Source organism: Micromonospora musae (genome assembly GCF_003626545.1).
GTDB lineage: Bacteria > Actinomycetota > Actinomycetes > Mycobacteriales > Micromonosporaceae > Micromonospora > Micromonospora musae.
The window spans coordinates 1-16,274 of sequence record NZ_RAZS01000001.1 but is presented as its reverse complement, the minus strand read 5'-3'; the positions used below and the strand labels follow the sequence as shown (position 1 = coordinate 16,274).

Below are 16,274 nucleotides of genomic sequence, written 5' to 3'. Positions count from 1 at the left end.
AGGTGACGCTGCGTGTGTCGGGAACCCACCACTCGGCCGCTGGCGGGGGCAGCCGAACGCTGACTAGGCTTTTCGCGTTTGCCGGGGCGGTCCGCGCCGAAGTAGGTGCCCGCACGGGAGGGAGCCGGAGCGAGCGTGCCGCCGCAGGACCTGAAGCCGGCCACGGCTGCCCACCCCAGTCCGCGCCGCCGACGTCACGGCGGGCTGCTGGTCGCGGTGGGCGGCGTGCTCCTGCTGACGATCTGGTTGGCGGCCGCGCTGCCGGGCGCGGCCCAGGTCGGTGGCCTCGGCTCGCTGCTGGTCTCCGGCTGGGCTGCGGTGGCCTGCGCGGGCGCGGCCCGCCGGCACCCGGCCACGCTGCGTCGATTCTGGACGTTGCTCGCCGCCACCATGGGGCTCGCCGTGCTCGGCCAGGCGTGCTGGGCGTTGCGGCGGCTCACCGGCGACGAACTGCCGTACCTCCCGCTCGTCGCGGCGGCCTTCACCGCCGGGATCGTCACTGGCACGGCCGCGCTGCTCAGCGCGCTCACCGCGCCCCGCAGCCGGGTCGGCCGGGCCCGCATCGTGCTGGACGGGGTGATCGTCGGGCTCGCGCTGGTGCCCGTCGGCTGGGTGCTGCTCTTCCGCGATCTCGCCCCGGCGGACCTGGCCGACCCGGTCCGCACCCTCGGACTGCTCTACCCGGTGCTGGACCTGGTGCAGCTGACCGTCCTGGTGGCGGTGATCGGCATGACGCGCCCGGTCTGGCGACCGATGACCCTCATCGCCGGCAGCCTGGCGGCCCGGGTGGTGGCCGACACCGCGTACGTCGCGCTCGTCGCCCGGGGTGACTACGTCGCCGGTCACCTCGTCGACGCCTGCTGGCCGGTGAGCTATCTGCTGATCGTCGTCGCCACCCGGTATCCGCCCCCGCCGGCCCGCCCCGACCCGGACGACACAACCGACGCTCCGCTGCCCCCGTGGTGGCAGGTGGCCCTGCCGTACCTGCCGGTGGGCGGGGCGATCGTCGCCGTGGTGCTGGTCCGGCAGCCGACCGGACAGACCCCGCACCTGCTCTTCGTGTGCATGATGGCGCTGCTCGCCGCACTCGCGGTACGCCAGGGGCTGGCCGCCACCCAGAACCTGCGGCTGGTGGCCCGGCTGCGCCGGCTCGCGTACACCGATCAGCTCACCGGGCTGCCGAACCGGCTGATGTTCACCCGACGGCTGCGGCAGGCGCTGCGCGCCGAGGGGCCGGTGGCGGTGCTGATGCTCGACCTGGACGGGTTCAAGCAGGTCAACGACCGGTTCGGGCACGCCGCCGGGGACAGCCTGCTGACCAGCCTGGCGGCGCGGATGCGCGACGCCGTGGCCGGTGACGGCGTCATCGCCCGGCTCGGCGGCGACGAGTTCGCCGTGCTGGTCGACGGTTCGCCCCCGGTGGTACCGGAGCGGTTGGCCGAGCGGCTGCTCGACGCGCTGCGACCCTCCGACGGGGAGGAGCACGCGGGGGTGCATCCGTCGGCGAGCATCGGCATCGCCCAGTACGGCCCGCAGCACGCCTCGCACACCGACCTGCTCCGCGACGCCGACATCGCCATGTACGCGGCCAAGGAGGCGGGGAAGTCGGCGTATCGGGTCTGCACCCCGCAGCTGCGGGAGGCGGCGGTGTCCCGGGCCGAGCTGATCGCCGACCTGCGCCGCGCGGTCGACGAGGGCCAGCTGCACCTGGAGTTCCAGCCGATCGTCGACCTGGCCACCGGGGCGGTGCGCAGCGCGGAGGCGCTGGTCCGCTGGCGGCATCCCCGGCTCGGGCTGCTCAGCCCGGCGCGGTTCCTGCCGTTGGCCGAGGAGACCGGGCTGATCGTGCAGATCGACCGGTGGGTGATCCACGAGGCGTGCCGGGCGGCGGCGGCCTGGCGGGACCGGCCGGCCGAGGCCACCGTCGCGGTGAACATCGCCGCCGCTCACCTGCGCCGGCCGGATCTGATCGCCACGGTCACCGCGGCCACCGCGGCGGCCGGGCTGGCACCTCGCATGCTCACGCTCGAGTTGACCGAGTCGGCGCTGATCGACGGCAGCGAGGCGGTGCTGGAGCGGCTGCGGCAGCTACGTGAGCTGGGCATCCGGATCTCCATCGACGACTTCGGCACCGGCTACTCGTCGCTGAGCTACCTGCACCGCATTCCGGCCACCGAGCTGAAGATCGACCGTTCGTTCGTGGCCCGGCTCGACCTCGACGACGACCGCGCGTACGCCACGGTGGAGATGGTGACCCGCCTCGCCGGTGCGTTCGACCTGTCGGTGGTGGCGGAGGGGGTCGAGACCGAGCGGCAGCACGCTGCGGTCGCCGCGATCGGCTGCGTACACGGGCAGGGTTACCGGTACGGCCGCCCGGGTGGACTGATGCAGCTGAATCCGGCCAGGATTCGGAAAATCGCCTGACCGTCGATGACCCAGCCGTCGGCGGTAGCAGCTATCCCGGGTATGAGGTGTCGCTAATGGTGTCCAGCAGCGTGACGGTGCACGTCCACTTCAATGCCGACCGTTCCATGCGGCTGGTCGTCGCCGGGCCGCACGGTCCGCTCGACGCCGGTGTCACCCGACGCTCGGCCGACCTCGGACGCCTGGCTCGGGAAGGGGTGGCCGCCGAGTACGGGCCCGGCCCGATGGAGGTGGACGTCCTCGTCGATCGGCCGCCCTGGCTCGAGGAAGGCATGATCGTCCGCCCAGATGCCTCGGTCGTCGACCCGACCGAGCAGCCGACGCACCCGTTCGCCCAGGTCGTCGGCTTCCTGCCGGTGGGCGGCGTTCTCGTCGTGCACCCCGAATCCGGCGCCGCCGTGTACCCACCCGAGGAACTCGTGGTCTGTGATCCAGGGTCGGTCGGCTCCGGCATCGTCGAGGCGATCGTCCGCCGTACCGGCTTCGCTGCTCCTTGACCCTCACGTAACGGCAGGTGGAAGCCTGGTCTCCGGAAGGGAGGGGACCATGGCGTACACGGTGGGTCAGGTGGCGAAGCTCGCCGGCGTGACGGTGCGGACGCTGCACCACTACGACGAGATCGGGTTGCTCTCGCCGGGCGGGCGCAGCTCGACCGGCTACCGCCGCTACGACGACGCCGACCTGGAGCGGCTGCAACTCATCCGCTACTACCGGGAGCTGGGGTTCCCGTTGGATCAGATCGCCGGGCTCCTCGACGACCCGACGGCCGACCCGGCCGCGCACCTGCGCCGGCAGCACGAGCTGCTCTCGGTGCGGATCAAGCGGTTGCAGGAGATGGTCACGGCGATCGAGTTCGCGTTGGAGGCGAGGAAGGTGAACATCCGGCTGACCCCGGAGGAGCGGTTCGAGGTCTTCGGGGACTTCGACCCGGAGGCGCACGCCGAGGAGGCGGAGCAGCGGTGGGGCGGCGGTGCGGCGTACGCGGAGTCGAACCGGCGGGTGTCCCGGTACAGCAAGGACGACTGGCTGCGGTTCAAGCGGGAGAACGAGGAGTGGGCGCGGCGGATCGTGGCGGCGATGTCCTCCGGCACCCCGGCCGACGGCGCCGAGGCGATGGAGTTGGCCGAGGAGCACCGGCAGATCATCGGTCGCTGGTTCTACGAGTGCTCGTACGAGGTTCACACCGGTCTGGCCGACCTGTACCTGGCCGACGAGCGGTTCACCGCGCACTACGAGAAGATCGCGCCCGGGTTGACGGCGTACCTGAGCGAGGCGATCCACGCCAACGCGGTCAGCCGCGCCTGACGCCGGGGGCGGCCCGGCCCGGCGCACCCGAGGGGTGTCCGCCGGGCCCTTGCCGTGTTCCTAGCCGTCCCGCCTACTTCTGAAGTAGTGTTGATGTCATGTCGATGCCGGTGGAGTCCGTGCCGTTCTCGGAGCTGCTGCGCCAGCCGGCCGAGACGGCAGAGCGGCTGTCCCGCACCCGCGCGGTGCGGCTGCGCCGCCGTGACGCCGCTGACCTGGTGCTGATGTCCGCCGACCGGGCCGAAGCCGAGGGCGAGGTGGTGGACCTGACTGCCCGGCTGCTGGCCAGCGTGGTGCGCCGAGACCCGGGGCTGGTGCGTGAGGCACTGCCCACCGTGCTGCCCTGGGTGCGGTTCCTGCCGCCCGGGGACGTCGAACAGATGGCGGATGAGTTCATCGCCACGGCAGAGGCGGCCGCGGCGTTGGGCAACACCGCGGCGGTGTCGCAGCTGCTCACCGAGTGGCGGCACACCGCCGAGATCCACGCGGATCCCGACCTGCACCGGGTGCTGGCCGCGCCGAGCTCCGGCGACTTCGGGCCGGTGGCGCGCCCGACCGGCGAGTGAGCGCCAAGCGCGGCGACCGGGCCGCGCCGCCACCGCGCCCCGGCGGCTACACCCTCCGCTTCGCCACCAACGACGCGGCCAAGGGCTGGGACGAGCTGTGCCGGCAGGCCGCGGCCAACACCCGCACCGCGTTCGACGCCATCGAGTCCAGCCCCTGCCCGTCCCCGCCGACCGGCCGCCAGCACCCGCTCAGAGGCTCCCTCGCGGCCGCCTCGCACAACGGGAAGACGTTGCCGCAGTGGCAGTACGAGGTCACCGCGGGCGGCCGCATCTGGTACCTGGTCGACCACGACACCCGCACCTGCTGGATCAAGCACGCGGGCACGGGCCACCCCAAGGCCACCGACTAGCACCCTCCACGACCGCACGCCGCGCCTCGACGTGCTCGCGGCCCGGCCCGGCGTACCCGAGGGGGTGGCCGCCGGGCCGGGACGGTTCACTCCTCGGTGGTGCCGGGTCGCGGTTCGACGAGGTAGTCGTAGACGGTGCGGGCCAGTCGCCGTACGGTCTCGTCGCCGCCGGCCATCGGGCCGGAGGTGAGGAACGCGACCGCGACCTGCGAGCCGGGGATGAGGTAGTAGCCGACGTCGTGTGAGGCGTCGGGCAGGTCGCCGGTCTTGTGCGCGACGGGGACCCCGGGTGGCAGCGCGGCCGGGATCTTGGTGTTCAGGGTCTGCTCGGCCATGAAGCCGATCATCAGGTCGCGGGTCGCGGGGGTGAGGATCTGCGCGTCCCAGACCGCGCCGAGGAGCGCGACGACGTCGTCCGGGCTGGTGTAGTTCTCCTCGCCGCGCATGGCGGCCTCGGTGTCGAGCATCTTGCGGGCCAGGATCGTCTCCCGCTGGTTCATCGAGTCGATCAGATCGTTGACCGGCGCGAAGCCGCCGAAGTAGTCGATCAGCACGTTCGCGGCCGTGTTGTCGCTGTATTTGATCATGTATTCGGCGAGCCGGTGCAGGGTGACCACCTGCGGGAAGGTCTCGTGCTGCAGCTCGCCGGTGCCGTTGACGACCTGGGATGGGGTGACCAGCACCCCGTCTTCCAGGGAGACCTGGCCGCAGTCGACCCGACGCAGCAGCTCGACCAGGATCCAGAGTTTGATCACGCTGGCGGCCTTCGGCCGGAACGCGCCGTTGACCGCGATCTGCTGGTCGCCGTACCGGCCGGAGAGGTCCCGCACGGCCACCCCGGCCGGGTTGGCGGTGGAGGCGTCCACGACCTGCTGGAGCTGCCCGGTGAGGGGGAGCAGCCGGCGGCCGGTGGCCGGATCGGTGGGCGGCTGCGGCTCGGTGACCACCTCGCCGACCAGCCCGTCCGGCTCGGCCCCCGGTCGGGTCACCTCGACGATGCCCCGGGTGCGGCCGACCAGCGGCACGTCGTAGGCGTAGGTGGTCCCGTCGACGGTGACCTCGCCGCTGGCCACCCGGCCGTGCACCCGCATCTCCGGGTCGGGCACCCGGCCGGTGTCGGCGTCGCAGGCCCGGTAGCGGACGGTGCGGGTCTCGCTGTCGACGGAGAAGACCCCGCCGGGGAAGGCCAGCCAGGCGAGGGCGCTGGCCGGTGGGCGCTGCTCGGGGGAAGGCCCCGCGCCGGGTCCGCCGCCGTCGGCCGAGGCCACCCCGGACGGCAGTAGCGCGAGGGCGACGCCGGTGGCGGCAAGCTTCGTGAGGCGTACCCGCCACGACGACCGCCGGGAAGATGAGACCTTCGTGTCGGTTTTATTCACGTTCGTACGATATGAAGCGCGGACGATCGTGGACGGCGACAGTCGCGCTGTCACTCGTTCGGTACGCGGCGACGGTGGCGGGCTCGCCGATCACATCGGGGGCGGGGTGGGGGTGGGCTCCGGCGGCAGGCCCGGCGCCAGCCGGCGCAGCGAGGTGAAGGTGGGCACCAGCGCGTCGTAGAGCTCGGCGAAGAGCGGCAGGAGCGTCGCGTAGGTGGCGGCGGCGGCCGGGTCGGGCCGGATGATCTCCTCGATCCGGACCAGGTCGGCCGCCACGTCGATGGACGGGATCAGCCCGAGCGCCTGCATGCCGAGCAGCGCCGCGCCGAAGCTCGACCCCTCGTGCTCGGCCGGGAAGGCCACCGACACACCGAGCGCGTCGGCGAGGATCTGCCGCCACAGGCCGCTGCGGGCGAAGCCGCCGCTGGCCCGGACCTCGCGCACCTCGTTGCCGGCCGAGCGCACCGAGGCGAGCACCAGGGCGAGCTGCTGGCAGACCCCCTCGATCGCGGACCGGACGAGATGTTCCCGGCGGTGCCCGTGGGTCAGCCCCACGTACGCGCCGCGGGGCAGCGCGCTCCAGTGCGGCGCGCGCTCGCTGAGCAGGTACGGCAGCATGATGAGCCCGCCGGAGCCGACCGGCGCGCGGGCGGCGAGGGCGACCAGCTCGTCCGCGGCGTGCGCGCCCAGGTCCGGGGCGAGCGCGTCGCCGGCCCAGTCCAGCACGATGCCCCCGTTGTTGATCGCCCCGCCGACCACCCAGCGATCCTCGGTGAGCGCGTAGCAGAACACCCCGCCGAGCGGGTCGACGCCGGGGTGCTCGACCATGACCCGCATCGCGCCGCTGGTGCCGATCGAGCAGGCCACCATGCCCGGGTGCACCGCACCGAGCCCCAGGTTGGCCAGTGGTCCGTCGCCGGCGCCGACCACGACCGGGGTGCGCTCGGGCAGCCCGGTGGCGGACGCGGCCCAGGCGGTGAGCCGGGGCAGTACGGCGGTGGTGGAGACCAGCTGCGGCAGCTTCTGCGCGCTGATGCCGGCGATCGCCAGGGCCTCGGTGTCCCAGTCCAGCCGGTAGATGTCCATCAGGCCGGTGCCGGAGGCGATCGAGTGGTCGGTGACCAGCATCCCGCAGAAGCGCAGCAGCACCCAGTCCTTGATCCCCACCCAGTGGGCGACCTCGTCGAAGAGCGCCGGCTGCTGCTCGGCGAACCAGAGCAGCTTCGGCAGCGGGGCCATCGGGTGGATCGGGGTTCCGGTGCGCCGATGCAGGGCGAGCCCGGAGGGGACGGCGCGCAGCCGCTCGGCCTGCCGGCTGGCGCGCGAGTCGGCCCAGGTGATCGACGGGGTGAGCAGGTCGCCGTCGCCGTCGAGCCCGATCAGGCTGTGCATCGCGCTGCTGAACGAGAGGCCGGCCACCGGGCGGTCCAGCTCGGTCAGGGTGGCGCGGATCGAGGTGACGACCGCGTCGAGGATGCGTTGCGGGTCCTGCTCGGCGTACCCCGGCTGCGGTTCGCTCAGCGGGTAGCCGGCCGAGTTGGTGGCGAGCTGCCGGCCGGTCGTGTCGTAGGCGACGGCCTTGGTGCTGGTGGTGCCGATGTCGACGCCGATCACCACCGGCGGTGAGCCGCCCGACCCGGCCATCGCCGTACCCCTCTCCTGCGCCGGCTGCGGCGCGTCCGGCTGCCGCTGACGTTACCGAGGCGCGGGCCGTCACGGAGGGCGATCACCGCTGGTCAGGGCGGGGGTCGGCCGGTTGCCGGTCGACCGGTGGGCAGCTCGGGGCTGTACGCCGGACCGGCCGGCGACCAGAATGAACGATCATCATCGATGTCCCTCGGGCGGTGAGGTTCGGGGGCGCCACGGGGGAGGAACGATGAGACGTCCCGCAGTACGCCTCGGCGCGGCGGTCGCCGTTCTGGGGCTCGTCGTCACCGGGCTCGGTGCCGGGCCGGCCGGCGCGCACCAGCGCGACGGGGGCTACTCGGCCGAGATCCGCCGGGCCTCGTACGGGGTGCCGCACATCACGGCGGCGAACTTCGCGAGTCTCGGCTTCGGGGTCGGCTACGTGCAGGCCGAGGACAATCTCTGCGTCATCGCCGACACGGCGGTGACGGTCAACGGGGAACGGTCGCGGTGGTTCGGGGCGAGTGGCCCCACCGACGCGAACGTCCGCAGTGACCTCTTCTACCGCAAGGTGGCGCAGGACCGGACGGTGGAGCGGATGCTCGAAGGGCGCCGCGACGGGGTGCACTCGCCCACGGACGAGATCCGCGACCTGGTCCGTGGCTTCGCCGCCGGCTACAACTCCTACCTGCGCAAGACCGGCGTGGCGAGGCTGACCGATCCGGCGTGCCGGGGCCAGGGCTGGGTGCGCCCCCTCACCGAACTGGACGTGTGGCGCACCACCTGGGCGAGCATGGTCCGGGCCGGCTCGGCGGCGATGCTGGACGGGATCGTCGCGGCGGCGCCGCCGGGGGCCACCGGACCGGCGGCCGTGCAGGACGCGCCGGGTGCGGCGGCCGTGGTCGCCGCCGCCGACGGCAGCACCGGCGGGATCGGCAGCAACGCTTACGGGCTGGGTGAGACGGCCACCGCCAACCGGGGTGGGATGGTGCTCGCCAATCCGCACTTCCCGTGGGACGGCGCGGACCGTTTCTACCGGATGCATCTGAAGGTGCCTGGCCGGTACGACGTCGAGGGCGCATCGCTGATCGGCGACCCGATCGTCGAGATCGGACACAACGGCAAGGTCGCCTGGAGTCACACCGTCTCCACGGCCCGCCGCTACGTCTGGCACCAGCTCGCGCTCGTGCCCGGCAACCCCACCTCGTACTACCTCGACGGCAAGCCGCGGAAGATGACCACCCGCACCGTCACCGTCCAGGTGCCGGGCCCGGACGGCCGGCTCGTGCCGGTCAGCCGGGTCTTCCACGACACCCACTACGGGCCGGTCGTGGTGGTGCCGGGCAGCTTCGACTGGACGACCAGCACCGCGTACGCCATCACCGACATCAACGCCGGCAACAACCGGGCCTTCGACGGCTGGCTCCAGATGGGCCGCGCCTCGACCGTGCGCGAGCTGACCCGGGTGCTCGACCGCTACCAGTTCCTGCCGTGGGTGAACGTGATCGCCGCCGATGCCCGCGGCGAGGCGCTCTACGCCGATCACTCGGTGATCCCTCGGGTCACCGACGCGCTCGCCGCCGCCTGCATCCCGGCCGCGTTCCGGGCGATGTACGCGAACAGCGGCCAGGCGGTGCTCGACGGTTCGCGGTCGGCGTGCGCGCTCGGCTCCGACCGGGACGCCGCCGTGCCCGGCATCTTCGGGCCGGCGAACCTGCCGGTGCGTTTCCGTACCGACTACGTGACCAACTCCAACGACAGCTACTGGTTGGCGAACCCGAAGGCGCCGCTCGAGGGCTACCCGCGGATCATCGGCGACGAGGGCACTCCGCGCAGCCTGCGCACCCGGCTCGGGCTGGACCAGGTGCGGCAGCGGCTGGCCGGCACCGACGGCCTGCCCGGTCGCGGCTTCACCGCCGACCGGCTCTGGCGCACGGTCTTCGGCAACCGGGTGTACGGCGGTGAGCTGCTCCGCGACGACCTGGTGCAGCTCTGCACCGCCCGGCCCTCCGCTGCGGCCTCCGACGGCACGACGGTGGACCTGCGCGCCGCCTGCGCGGCGCTGCGCCGCTGGGACCTGCACGCCGATCTGGGCAGCCGGGGCGCGCACCTCTTCACCGAGTTCGCCCTGGCCGGCGGTCTGCGCTTCGCCGACGCCTTCTCGGCCGCCGATCCGGTGAACACGCCGAGGCGGCTGGCGAGCACCGATCCGCGGGTGCTCACCGCGCTCGCCGACGCCGTGCGACGTCTGGACGGCATCGCGCTCGACGCCCGGCTCGGCGACGTCCAGACCGAACCGCGCGGCGAGCGGCGGATCCCGATCCACGGCGGACGCGCCGAGGCCGGCATCTTCAACATGATCGTCAACAACCGGGTACCGGGGGTCGGCTACCCGAAGGTGGTGCACGGCTCGTCCTTCGTGATGGCCGTCGAGCTGGGCCGCAACGGCCCGTCCGGGCGGCAGATCCTCACCTACTCGCAGTCGACCAACCCGAACTCGCCCTGGTACGCCGATCAGACCGAGCTCTACTCGGGCAAGGGGTGGGACAGCGTGAAGTTCACCGAGGCGCAGATCAAGGCTGATCCGAACCTGCGCACCTACCGGGTGGGGGAGGGCCGCCGGCACTGACCCGTTGACGCGCCGCGCCCGCCGGACCAGCTCGGACCGGCGGGCGCGGTGCGTCCTGTGGCCCGGCGTCGCGCGACACGCCCGAACAGAAGCAACTTGTCCTGCAAAACCGACCTATCGTCCAATTTGACCCACCGTTCGGGTATTTGCTCCCTGTTGGCGGGGCCGGGCCGAAGGTCGGTGCAGTTGACATGTGTGACACCCCGATTGGTGGCCTGCGCGGCGAAGGAGTCGGCATGGCAAGGACTGATTCGACGGGTTCCACTTGGCGGTACCGCTGGGCGCACCGGCAGAACGAGCGCCGGCACCAGACGTACCGCGGCGCCGAAGCCACCTGGCGGCGGCGCAACGACGAGCTGTGCCGCCTGCGCGCGCTCGCCGCCGACTTCCAGGGCTCCGCGGCCGCCGGCATCGGCCTGCCGCTCGAACTCGCCTCGGACGAGGTGGTCCTCTGGGTGTGGCCGGCCGTGCAGCTGGTCGAGGTGCGACACAGCGGTGTGCTGCCCGCGCCGGACCTCGCCGTCGGTGTCGAGGCGACGCCGCTTCGCCCGCGGCGCCCCGACGGGATACGGGTCGCCGACGCCGGGATGGCCGTCGTCACCAGCCGCCGCCTGGTTCTGCTCGGTGGGCGGGGCCGGCGCGACTGGGCGTACGGGAAGATGACCGGGCTCACCCACGACCCGGCGGCGCCCGTCACGCTGATCCAGACGCTCGACCGTCGCCGCACCAGCGGAGTGCTGCTGCCCGTCGCGGCCGCGGCCGACTTCCGGTTCAAGCTGACCCTGGCGTTCGCCGACGCGATCGAGCAGCGCGACGCGGTGCGGGCGCAGCTCGACGAGCTGATCGACGAGCACGCGCAGCTCAAGCCGTTCCGACCGGCCGTCGCCACCCCGGCACAGGCGCGACTCTCCGGGCTGGTGCCCGGTGGCCGGCGTACCGTCGCGGTCGCCGCTGCCCTCGCCCTGCTGGTGCCCGCCGCGCTCATCGAGTCGGGCCCCTCCGACCCGGGCGCGGAGGTGGCGATCGCCGCCACTCCCGACCCCACTCCGCGGGCCACGCCCCCGGCCGCTCCCATGCTGGCCAGGGCCGAGCCGGCCGCCTCGACCTCGCCGAAACCGAAGCCGGAGCGCACCAGCGCCTCCCCATCGCCGCAGGGCGAGCGGCTCTGCGGTGCCCCACGCAACCCGATGGGGTACGACTTCTGCGGCGGCGACCGGATCCGCGAGCCGGACGCCGAGGTCTGCGACCACTTCGATTGCGCCCAGGAGTTCTGGGCCGGACGGGGTTACCTGGTGCAGTGCCGCGACGGCGCGGTGAGCCTGACCGGTGGCTCCCGCAACGCCTGCGCCGAGCACCGTGGCGTACGCCGCACGGTCTGGACCTGACCCGCACCTTCCGGATCGGTAGCGGGCTTGGTTCAATCTCGGCCGTGGCCCCGTCCCGCGACCGGGCGCTAGGGGCTGTGTCGAAGTCGTCACCGGTGAACGTGGCAGCCGGCAAGATCGTGATGAGATGTTGTCGGCACCGGAACAGCGGGGAGCGAGATGTTTTCTGGTCGTGCGTGGCGCGTGGTGCGGTTCGGCGCGCCGGAAGAGGCGATCGAACTTCAGGAACTCACCTGGCCCGAACCGTCCCCGGGACAGGTGCTCATCCGGGTGCGAGCCGCGGGTGCCGGGTTTCCCGACGCGATGATGACGGCGGGGAAGTTCCCGCTGCTCGGCGATCCTCCGTTCGGGCTCGGCGAGGAGGCGTGCGGCGAGGTCGTCGCCGTACCGGCGGGCTCTCGGTTCACGGTGGGTGACCAGGTGGCGGGTATCACCGAATTCCTCAAGGGCTGGGGAGGGTACGCCGACTACGCCTACCTGAGAGAGACATCGAGCGTCCGGATCCCTGCGGGAATGACGGACGAGCAGGCCGGCGGGTTCCCGATCGGATTTCGAACGGCGTACGCGGGTCTGGTCGAGCGCGCCCCGGTCGAGGCGGGGCAGACACTGCTGATCCTGGGCGCGGCCGGCAGCAGTGGTGCCACCGCCATTCAGCTGGGCAAGGCACTGGGCGCGACCGTGATCGCGGTGGCCGGCAGCGCCGAGAAGCTGGAGTTCTGCGCCCGGTACGGCGCGGACCACGGGGTGAACTACCGCACGCAGGACCTCACCGCTCGAATCGCCGAGATCACGAACGGACGAGGTGTGGACATCATCTACGACCCGGTGGGCGGCGAGACCGCGGCCGAGGCCATGCGGAGTCTCGTCCGCAACGGCCGTATCGCCGTCGTCGGCCTGGCCAGCGGCACCCCCGTGGCGCTGGATCCGATGGAGCTGATGCTGCGTAACCAGACCGTTGTCGGCGTGCTCTCCATGCCTCAGGAGGATCCGCAGGCGGAGGCCGCCGTCTGGCAGCGCCTCGCCGACCTGGCCGAGCGCGGCGTCATCAGCACACCGGTGGGCGCGGTTTACGACTTCGACGAGGTGCCGCGGATGGTCGCGAACCAGACCGCCCCGGGGGCGGGCAAGTCCGTGGTCCGGGTCGCGGCGGCCTAGGCGAAAACAGCCTGATATCTCTGCGGCATGAATATGCCTCAGAGGTATCAGGCTCTCGGCCGTTGTCGCCGCAGCTCGATCGGGTAGCGGGCCGCCGGAGAGGTCGCCCGGCGTCGACGTCCTTGGGCTAGTCGCGATCGGGCAGACCGTGCGGCTCGGGGTGCGGGCGCAGCGGCAGCAGGCCGGCGAAGATGAGCGCCGCGCCGACCGGCGGCAGGTCGAGGTTGGCCCCGAGCGCCAGGAAGCCGACCAGGACCAGCGGCGGGGCCCAGCGCGGCAGCCGGCGGGGTCGGACGGTGGCGGCCCGGACGAGCAGCGTCAGCAGGCCGAGTTGGAAGAGCAGCGGCCCGGCGAGGTAGAGGGGGTCGGGCAGGGGCGCCGTCTGAGCGAACCCGGCGAAGAGGTCGCCGAGGATCACCCAGAGGAAGCTCGCGGCGCCGACGAGCGTCGCCGCGGTGGCGATGTCGGTGAGCGTGTGCAGGCGCGGTGTGGCGGCGAGCAGCAGGCGCCGCAGCTCCACGGCCAGGACGGCGAAGGCGACGATCGAGATGAGGAAGCTGGTGTGGCCGAAGTTCCAGGCCGGACCGGGACCGCGGTCGCCGTCCAGGCCGTCGGCGAGACGGCTGACCCCGTAGAGCAGGAGCAGGAGCAGGAGCAGGAGCGGTGCGGTGACGGCGGCCAGCCGCGTCCAGGAGACCGGCCGTACGGTGACCCGGGTATTGGCGACAGTCATTCCTCCAGCGTGGCCGAGAGGTGCGCGACCGGCATCGGGGTCTCCCCGTATCCGCCCCGGAGTTCACCGCCCCCGAGCCCGCCCCGGGCGGTCCGGGTCGGCGCCGGACGACCGTCCCCGCTGATCATGCGCCCGTTTTAGCCACTAATAGCACTTCTGTCCTAGATGATGGGGCGTATGGAGATGCGCTCCGACGACGGTGCGCGGCTGAGGATCCGGCCGGTCGGCTACCAGCCGGGCGTCGAGCCGCCGGTCGATGCCGAACAGGCGGCGGGCTGGGACGACTGGCTCCTCATCGAGGCGGACGCCCGGACCGCGGACGGCCAGGCCTGGTCCCACTGCAACCCCTGTCTCACCGTCGCCGAGGCCGGAATCCTCGGCGACTGGCTGCACCTGCAGGCCGAGATGGGGGCCGCGCCCACCGCGCTGCTGCGGTTCACCGAGCCGAACCTCGCGTTCCGCACCCGGGTCATTCGCCGCCGCCGGATGGAGCTGACAGTGGAGTTCTCCGCCGCGTCGCTACCCCCGTGGATGCGCCGTCCGCTGCACGCGGTGTACCCGCTTACGCTGACCATCTCCGCCGATGCCCTCGCCCTGGCGGCCGAGCAGTGGGAGCGGGAGGTGGAGGCGTACCCGCAACGGGTCATCTCCTGACCGTCCGGGTCGTGACGGCCAAATCTCTCTTAAAGGAATAAAGGGAAGCATCGATCCCTCGTGCGTTTCCTGTCGCCCACGCGAGCGGTTGTACCGCGCGTGACCACCACATCACCCGGCACCCTTGTACCGGCGACCGCGCTGCCGACCTGGCGCGCCGCCTGGGCGGACCGCGAGAACGACCGCCGCCGGCGCGCCCACCACGCCGAACTCGAGACGTGGCGCCACCGCGTCGACGAGCTGACCCGGCAGCGGATCGAGTCGGCCACCTTCCTCGGCTGCACCGAGCCCCGCACCGGGCTGCCCGTGCAGCTCGACCCCTACGAACTCGTCTTCCGGATCATCCCCGCCGCGGAGCTGATCGAGGTGGTGGCCCGGCACGCCCCCGGGCTGCCGCAGCCCGCGCTCAGCATCGGGCCGCACGACGCGTCGAGCCGTACGCTGCCGAAGGGCCTGCGGGTCGCGGACACCGGCGTCGCCGTCGTCACCAGCCGCCGGGTGGCGTTCGCCGGCCGCGAGGTCCGCCGCGAGTGGTGGTACGCGGACCTCGTCGCGCCCGCCCACCACCCGGACGCGCCGCTCACCCTCCTGCACCCGAGCCGACCCGGTCGGCTCACCGGGCTGCGGGTGCCGGCCGCCGTCGTGGCGAACACCCGCTTCTACCTCGCCCTGGCCCTCGCCTCCGCCGCCGGCCGCCGGGACGACGTCATCGCCGAACTCGACGCGCTTTTGGCCACCCAGCACCGCGAGCGTCCGATGCCACCGGTGCCGGTCGAGCCGTGGCAGGCCCCGCTGACCGCGCGGCGACCCGGCCGGCGCGTCGCCGCGGTCGCCGCCGTCGCCGCCGCGGCGTTCGCGACGGTGACCGCCGGCGCCTACGGGGCGGAGGAGAAGGTTCCGCTGTACCGGGCCGAGGCGGACGGCAGGAGCGCCGTCGAGCTGCCGATGGGGATCGGCGCGGTCATCCCGACCCTCACCCCGGCGCCCGGCGCGCCCGGCGGCGCGGTCGCGCCCACCGACGCCCCGGCACCCGGAGGCACCTCCGGCGGCGGAGCCGAGCCGGCGACCGGTCCGCGAGCGACAGCCGCCGGGTCGACCGGCCGTCCGACGACCGGGGGCGACGGCGGCGGTTCCCGCCCCGGCACGGCGCCGGTGGCGCCCGCCGCCCCGACGTCGCCCGCCCCTGCGGCCCCGCCCAGCACCGCCCCGCCGTCCAGCGCCGCTCCGTCGCCGAGCAAGCCGCCGAGCAGCAGCCCGCCGCCGGCGACGCCCGCGCCCGATCCGACCACCGCGCCGGCCGACGACCATGAGCGCCTGCTCACCGTCTGCCTCGACCCGCTCAGGTTGCCGCTGCTGGACCCGCTGCTCTGCCCGCGCGACGACGACTGACCCGCGCTGCCGGCCGGTCCGGGCCGCGGGTCACCCGCTGGTGCCGAAGTCGGGGACGGTGAGGGTGCCGTCGGGGGCGAGCGGAAAGCCCGGATTCCAGGCGATCTCCCAGACGTGTCCGTCGGGGTCGGTGAAGCAGCCCGCGTAGCCGCCGTAGAACGTCTCGCGGGGCGGCCGCGTCACGGTGGCCCCGGCCGAGGCGGCCGCGGCGAGCGCGTCGTCGACCTCGGCGCGGGAGCGCATGTTCTGCGCCAGCGTGATCCCGCCGAAACCGTCATCGCCCGGATCGTCGACGCCGGCGTCGGCGGCCAGCTTGTCGCGACCCCAGAGCACCAGCGCCAACCCGCCGGCCTGGAGGAAGACCGTCTCCTCGACCTGCTGGCCGTGCCAGCCGAGCCGCTCGTAGAAGGTTCGGGCCCGTGGCAGGTCGGCGACGCCGAGGGTGACGAGACTTATCCGCTGCTCCATCGGTCACTCCGGGCTGTGGTCGCGGATCTGAATGGAGAGATGATCGATCATCGGCTTTCCTCCGGTCGGTCGTCGTCCCCACGCTAGGTGTTCTGTCCACGGACGTTGGTGACAGGACTTAGATCTTGAAATGGGTGAGGACCTCCGGGTGAGGTGGAGCTTGTCGAAGGTTCCGCACCACCCAGGAGGTCCTCGTGACCCACGCTAATGCACC

The 16,274-nt window shown here is 72.9% G+C and carries 15 protein-coding genes; 10 read left to right on the top strand and 5 right to left on the bottom strand.

Going from position 1 to position 16,274, the window contains the following annotated elements; genetic code table 11:
• Nucleotides 1-135 precede the first annotated feature (135 nt).
• The 5 genes from D7147_RS00070 to D7147_RS00050 all read left to right on the top strand — a co-directional run bounded on the left by D7147_RS00070 (nt 136) and on the right by D7147_RS00050 (nt 4,645).
• Nucleotides 136-2,424 carry a putative bifunctional diguanylate cyclase/phosphodiesterase gene (locus tag D7147_RS00070; protein ID WP_233562851.1) on the top strand — a complete coding sequence of 763 codons (2,289 nt, stop codon included), beginning with the start codon at nt 136-138 and terminating at the stop codon, nt 2,422-2,424.
• A gap of 56 nt (nt 2,425-2,480) precedes the next feature.
• Nucleotides 2,481-2,921 carry a hypothetical protein gene (locus D7147_RS00065; protein ID WP_120673195.1) on the top strand — a complete coding sequence of 147 codons (441 nt, stop codon included), beginning with the start codon at nt 2,481-2,483 and terminating at the stop codon, nt 2,919-2,921.
• A 49-nt stretch (nt 2,922-2,970) separates the two neighbouring features.
• Nucleotides 2,971-3,729: a MerR family transcriptional regulator gene (locus D7147_RS00060; RefSeq protein ID WP_120673194.1), complete on the top strand. Its 759-nt coding sequence runs from the start codon at nt 2,971-2,973 to the stop codon at nt 3,727-3,729.
• Between the two features lie 98 nt (nt 3,730-3,827).
• Nucleotides 3,828-4,295, top strand: coding sequence for a hypothetical protein (locus D7147_RS00055; protein WP_233562850.1), 468 nt, complete (start codon nt 3,828-3,830; stop codon nt 4,293-4,295).
• On the top strand, nt 4,292-4,645 hold the full coding sequence (locus tag D7147_RS00050) for a hypothetical protein (RefSeq protein WP_120673193.1): 354 nt from the start codon (nt 4,292-4,294) through the stop codon (nt 4,643-4,645). The genes D7147_RS00055 and D7147_RS00050 overlap by 4 nt, the downstream gene beginning before the upstream one ends.
• An 86-nt stretch (nt 4,646-4,731) precedes the next feature.
• On the opposite strand, the gene D7147_RS00045 is transcribed toward D7147_RS00050, so the two are convergent.
• The gene (locus D7147_RS00045) at nt 4,732-6,021 is read right to left on the bottom strand and encodes a serine hydrolase (protein WP_147437315.1); all 1,290 of its coding nucleotides are present in this window, start codon (nt 6,019-6,021) and stop codon (nt 4,732-4,734) included.
• A 90-nt stretch (nt 6,022-6,111) separates the two neighbouring features.
• On the bottom strand, nt 6,112-7,665 hold the full coding sequence (locus D7147_RS00040; RefSeq protein WP_120673191.1) for a gluconokinase: 1,554 nt from the start codon (nt 7,663-7,665) through the stop codon (nt 6,112-6,114).
• Between the two features lie 232 nt (nt 7,666-7,897).
• On the opposite strand from D7147_RS00040, the gene D7147_RS00035 reads away from it, so the two are divergent.
• The 3 genes from D7147_RS00035 (at nt 7,898) to D7147_RS00025 (ending at nt 12,816) form a co-directional block, all read left to right on the top strand.
• Nucleotides 7,898-10,276 (top strand): acylase, encoded by a 2,379-nt coding sequence (locus D7147_RS00035; protein ID WP_120673190.1) that lies wholly within the window; start codon nt 7,898-7,900, stop codon nt 10,274-10,276.
• Nucleotides 10,277-10,512: 236 nt separating this feature from the next.
• On the top strand, nt 10,513-11,661 hold the full coding sequence (locus D7147_RS00030) for a hypothetical protein (RefSeq protein ID WP_120673189.1): 1,149 nt from the start codon (nt 10,513-10,515) through the stop codon (nt 11,659-11,661).
• 159 nt (nt 11,662-11,820) lie between these two features.
• The gene (locus D7147_RS00025; protein ID WP_120673188.1) at nt 11,821-12,816 is read left to right on the top strand and encodes an NADPH:quinone oxidoreductase family protein; all 996 of its coding nucleotides are present in this window, start codon (nt 11,821-11,823) and stop codon (nt 12,814-12,816) included.
• 127 nt (nt 12,817-12,943) lie between these two features.
• Here the strand turns inward: D7147_RS00025 and D7147_RS00020 are convergent, their stop codons facing one another.
• Nucleotides 12,944-13,549: a hypothetical protein gene (locus D7147_RS00020; protein WP_120673187.1), complete on the bottom strand. Its 606-nt coding sequence runs from the start codon at nt 13,547-13,549 to the stop codon at nt 12,944-12,946.
• On the bottom strand, nt 13,546-13,677 hold the full coding sequence (locus D7147_RS33320) for a hypothetical protein (protein WP_267900746.1): 132 nt from the start codon (nt 13,675-13,677) through the stop codon (nt 13,546-13,548). Before D7147_RS33320 ends, D7147_RS00020 begins: the two co-directional genes overlap by 4 nt.
• 49 nt (nt 13,678-13,726) lie before the next feature.
• Between D7147_RS33320 and D7147_RS00015 the strand changes: the two genes are divergently transcribed.
• Nucleotides 13,727-14,203, top strand: a complete 477-nt coding sequence (locus D7147_RS00015) for a WapI family immunity protein (RefSeq protein WP_120673186.1) — start codon at nt 13,727-13,729, stop codon at nt 14,201-14,203.
• Between the two features lie 99 nt (nt 14,204-14,302).
• On the top strand, nt 14,303-15,592 hold the full coding sequence (locus tag D7147_RS00010; RefSeq protein ID WP_120673185.1) for a hypothetical protein: 1,290 nt from the start codon (nt 14,303-14,305) through the stop codon (nt 15,590-15,592).
• 30 nt (nt 15,593-15,622) lie between these two features.
• On the opposite strand, the gene D7147_RS00005 is transcribed toward D7147_RS00010, so the two are convergent.
• On the bottom strand, nt 15,623-16,060 hold the full coding sequence (locus D7147_RS00005; RefSeq protein WP_120673184.1) for a VOC family protein: 438 nt from the start codon (nt 16,058-16,060) through the stop codon (nt 15,623-15,625).
• Between the last annotated feature and the right edge of the window lie 214 nt (nt 16,061-16,274).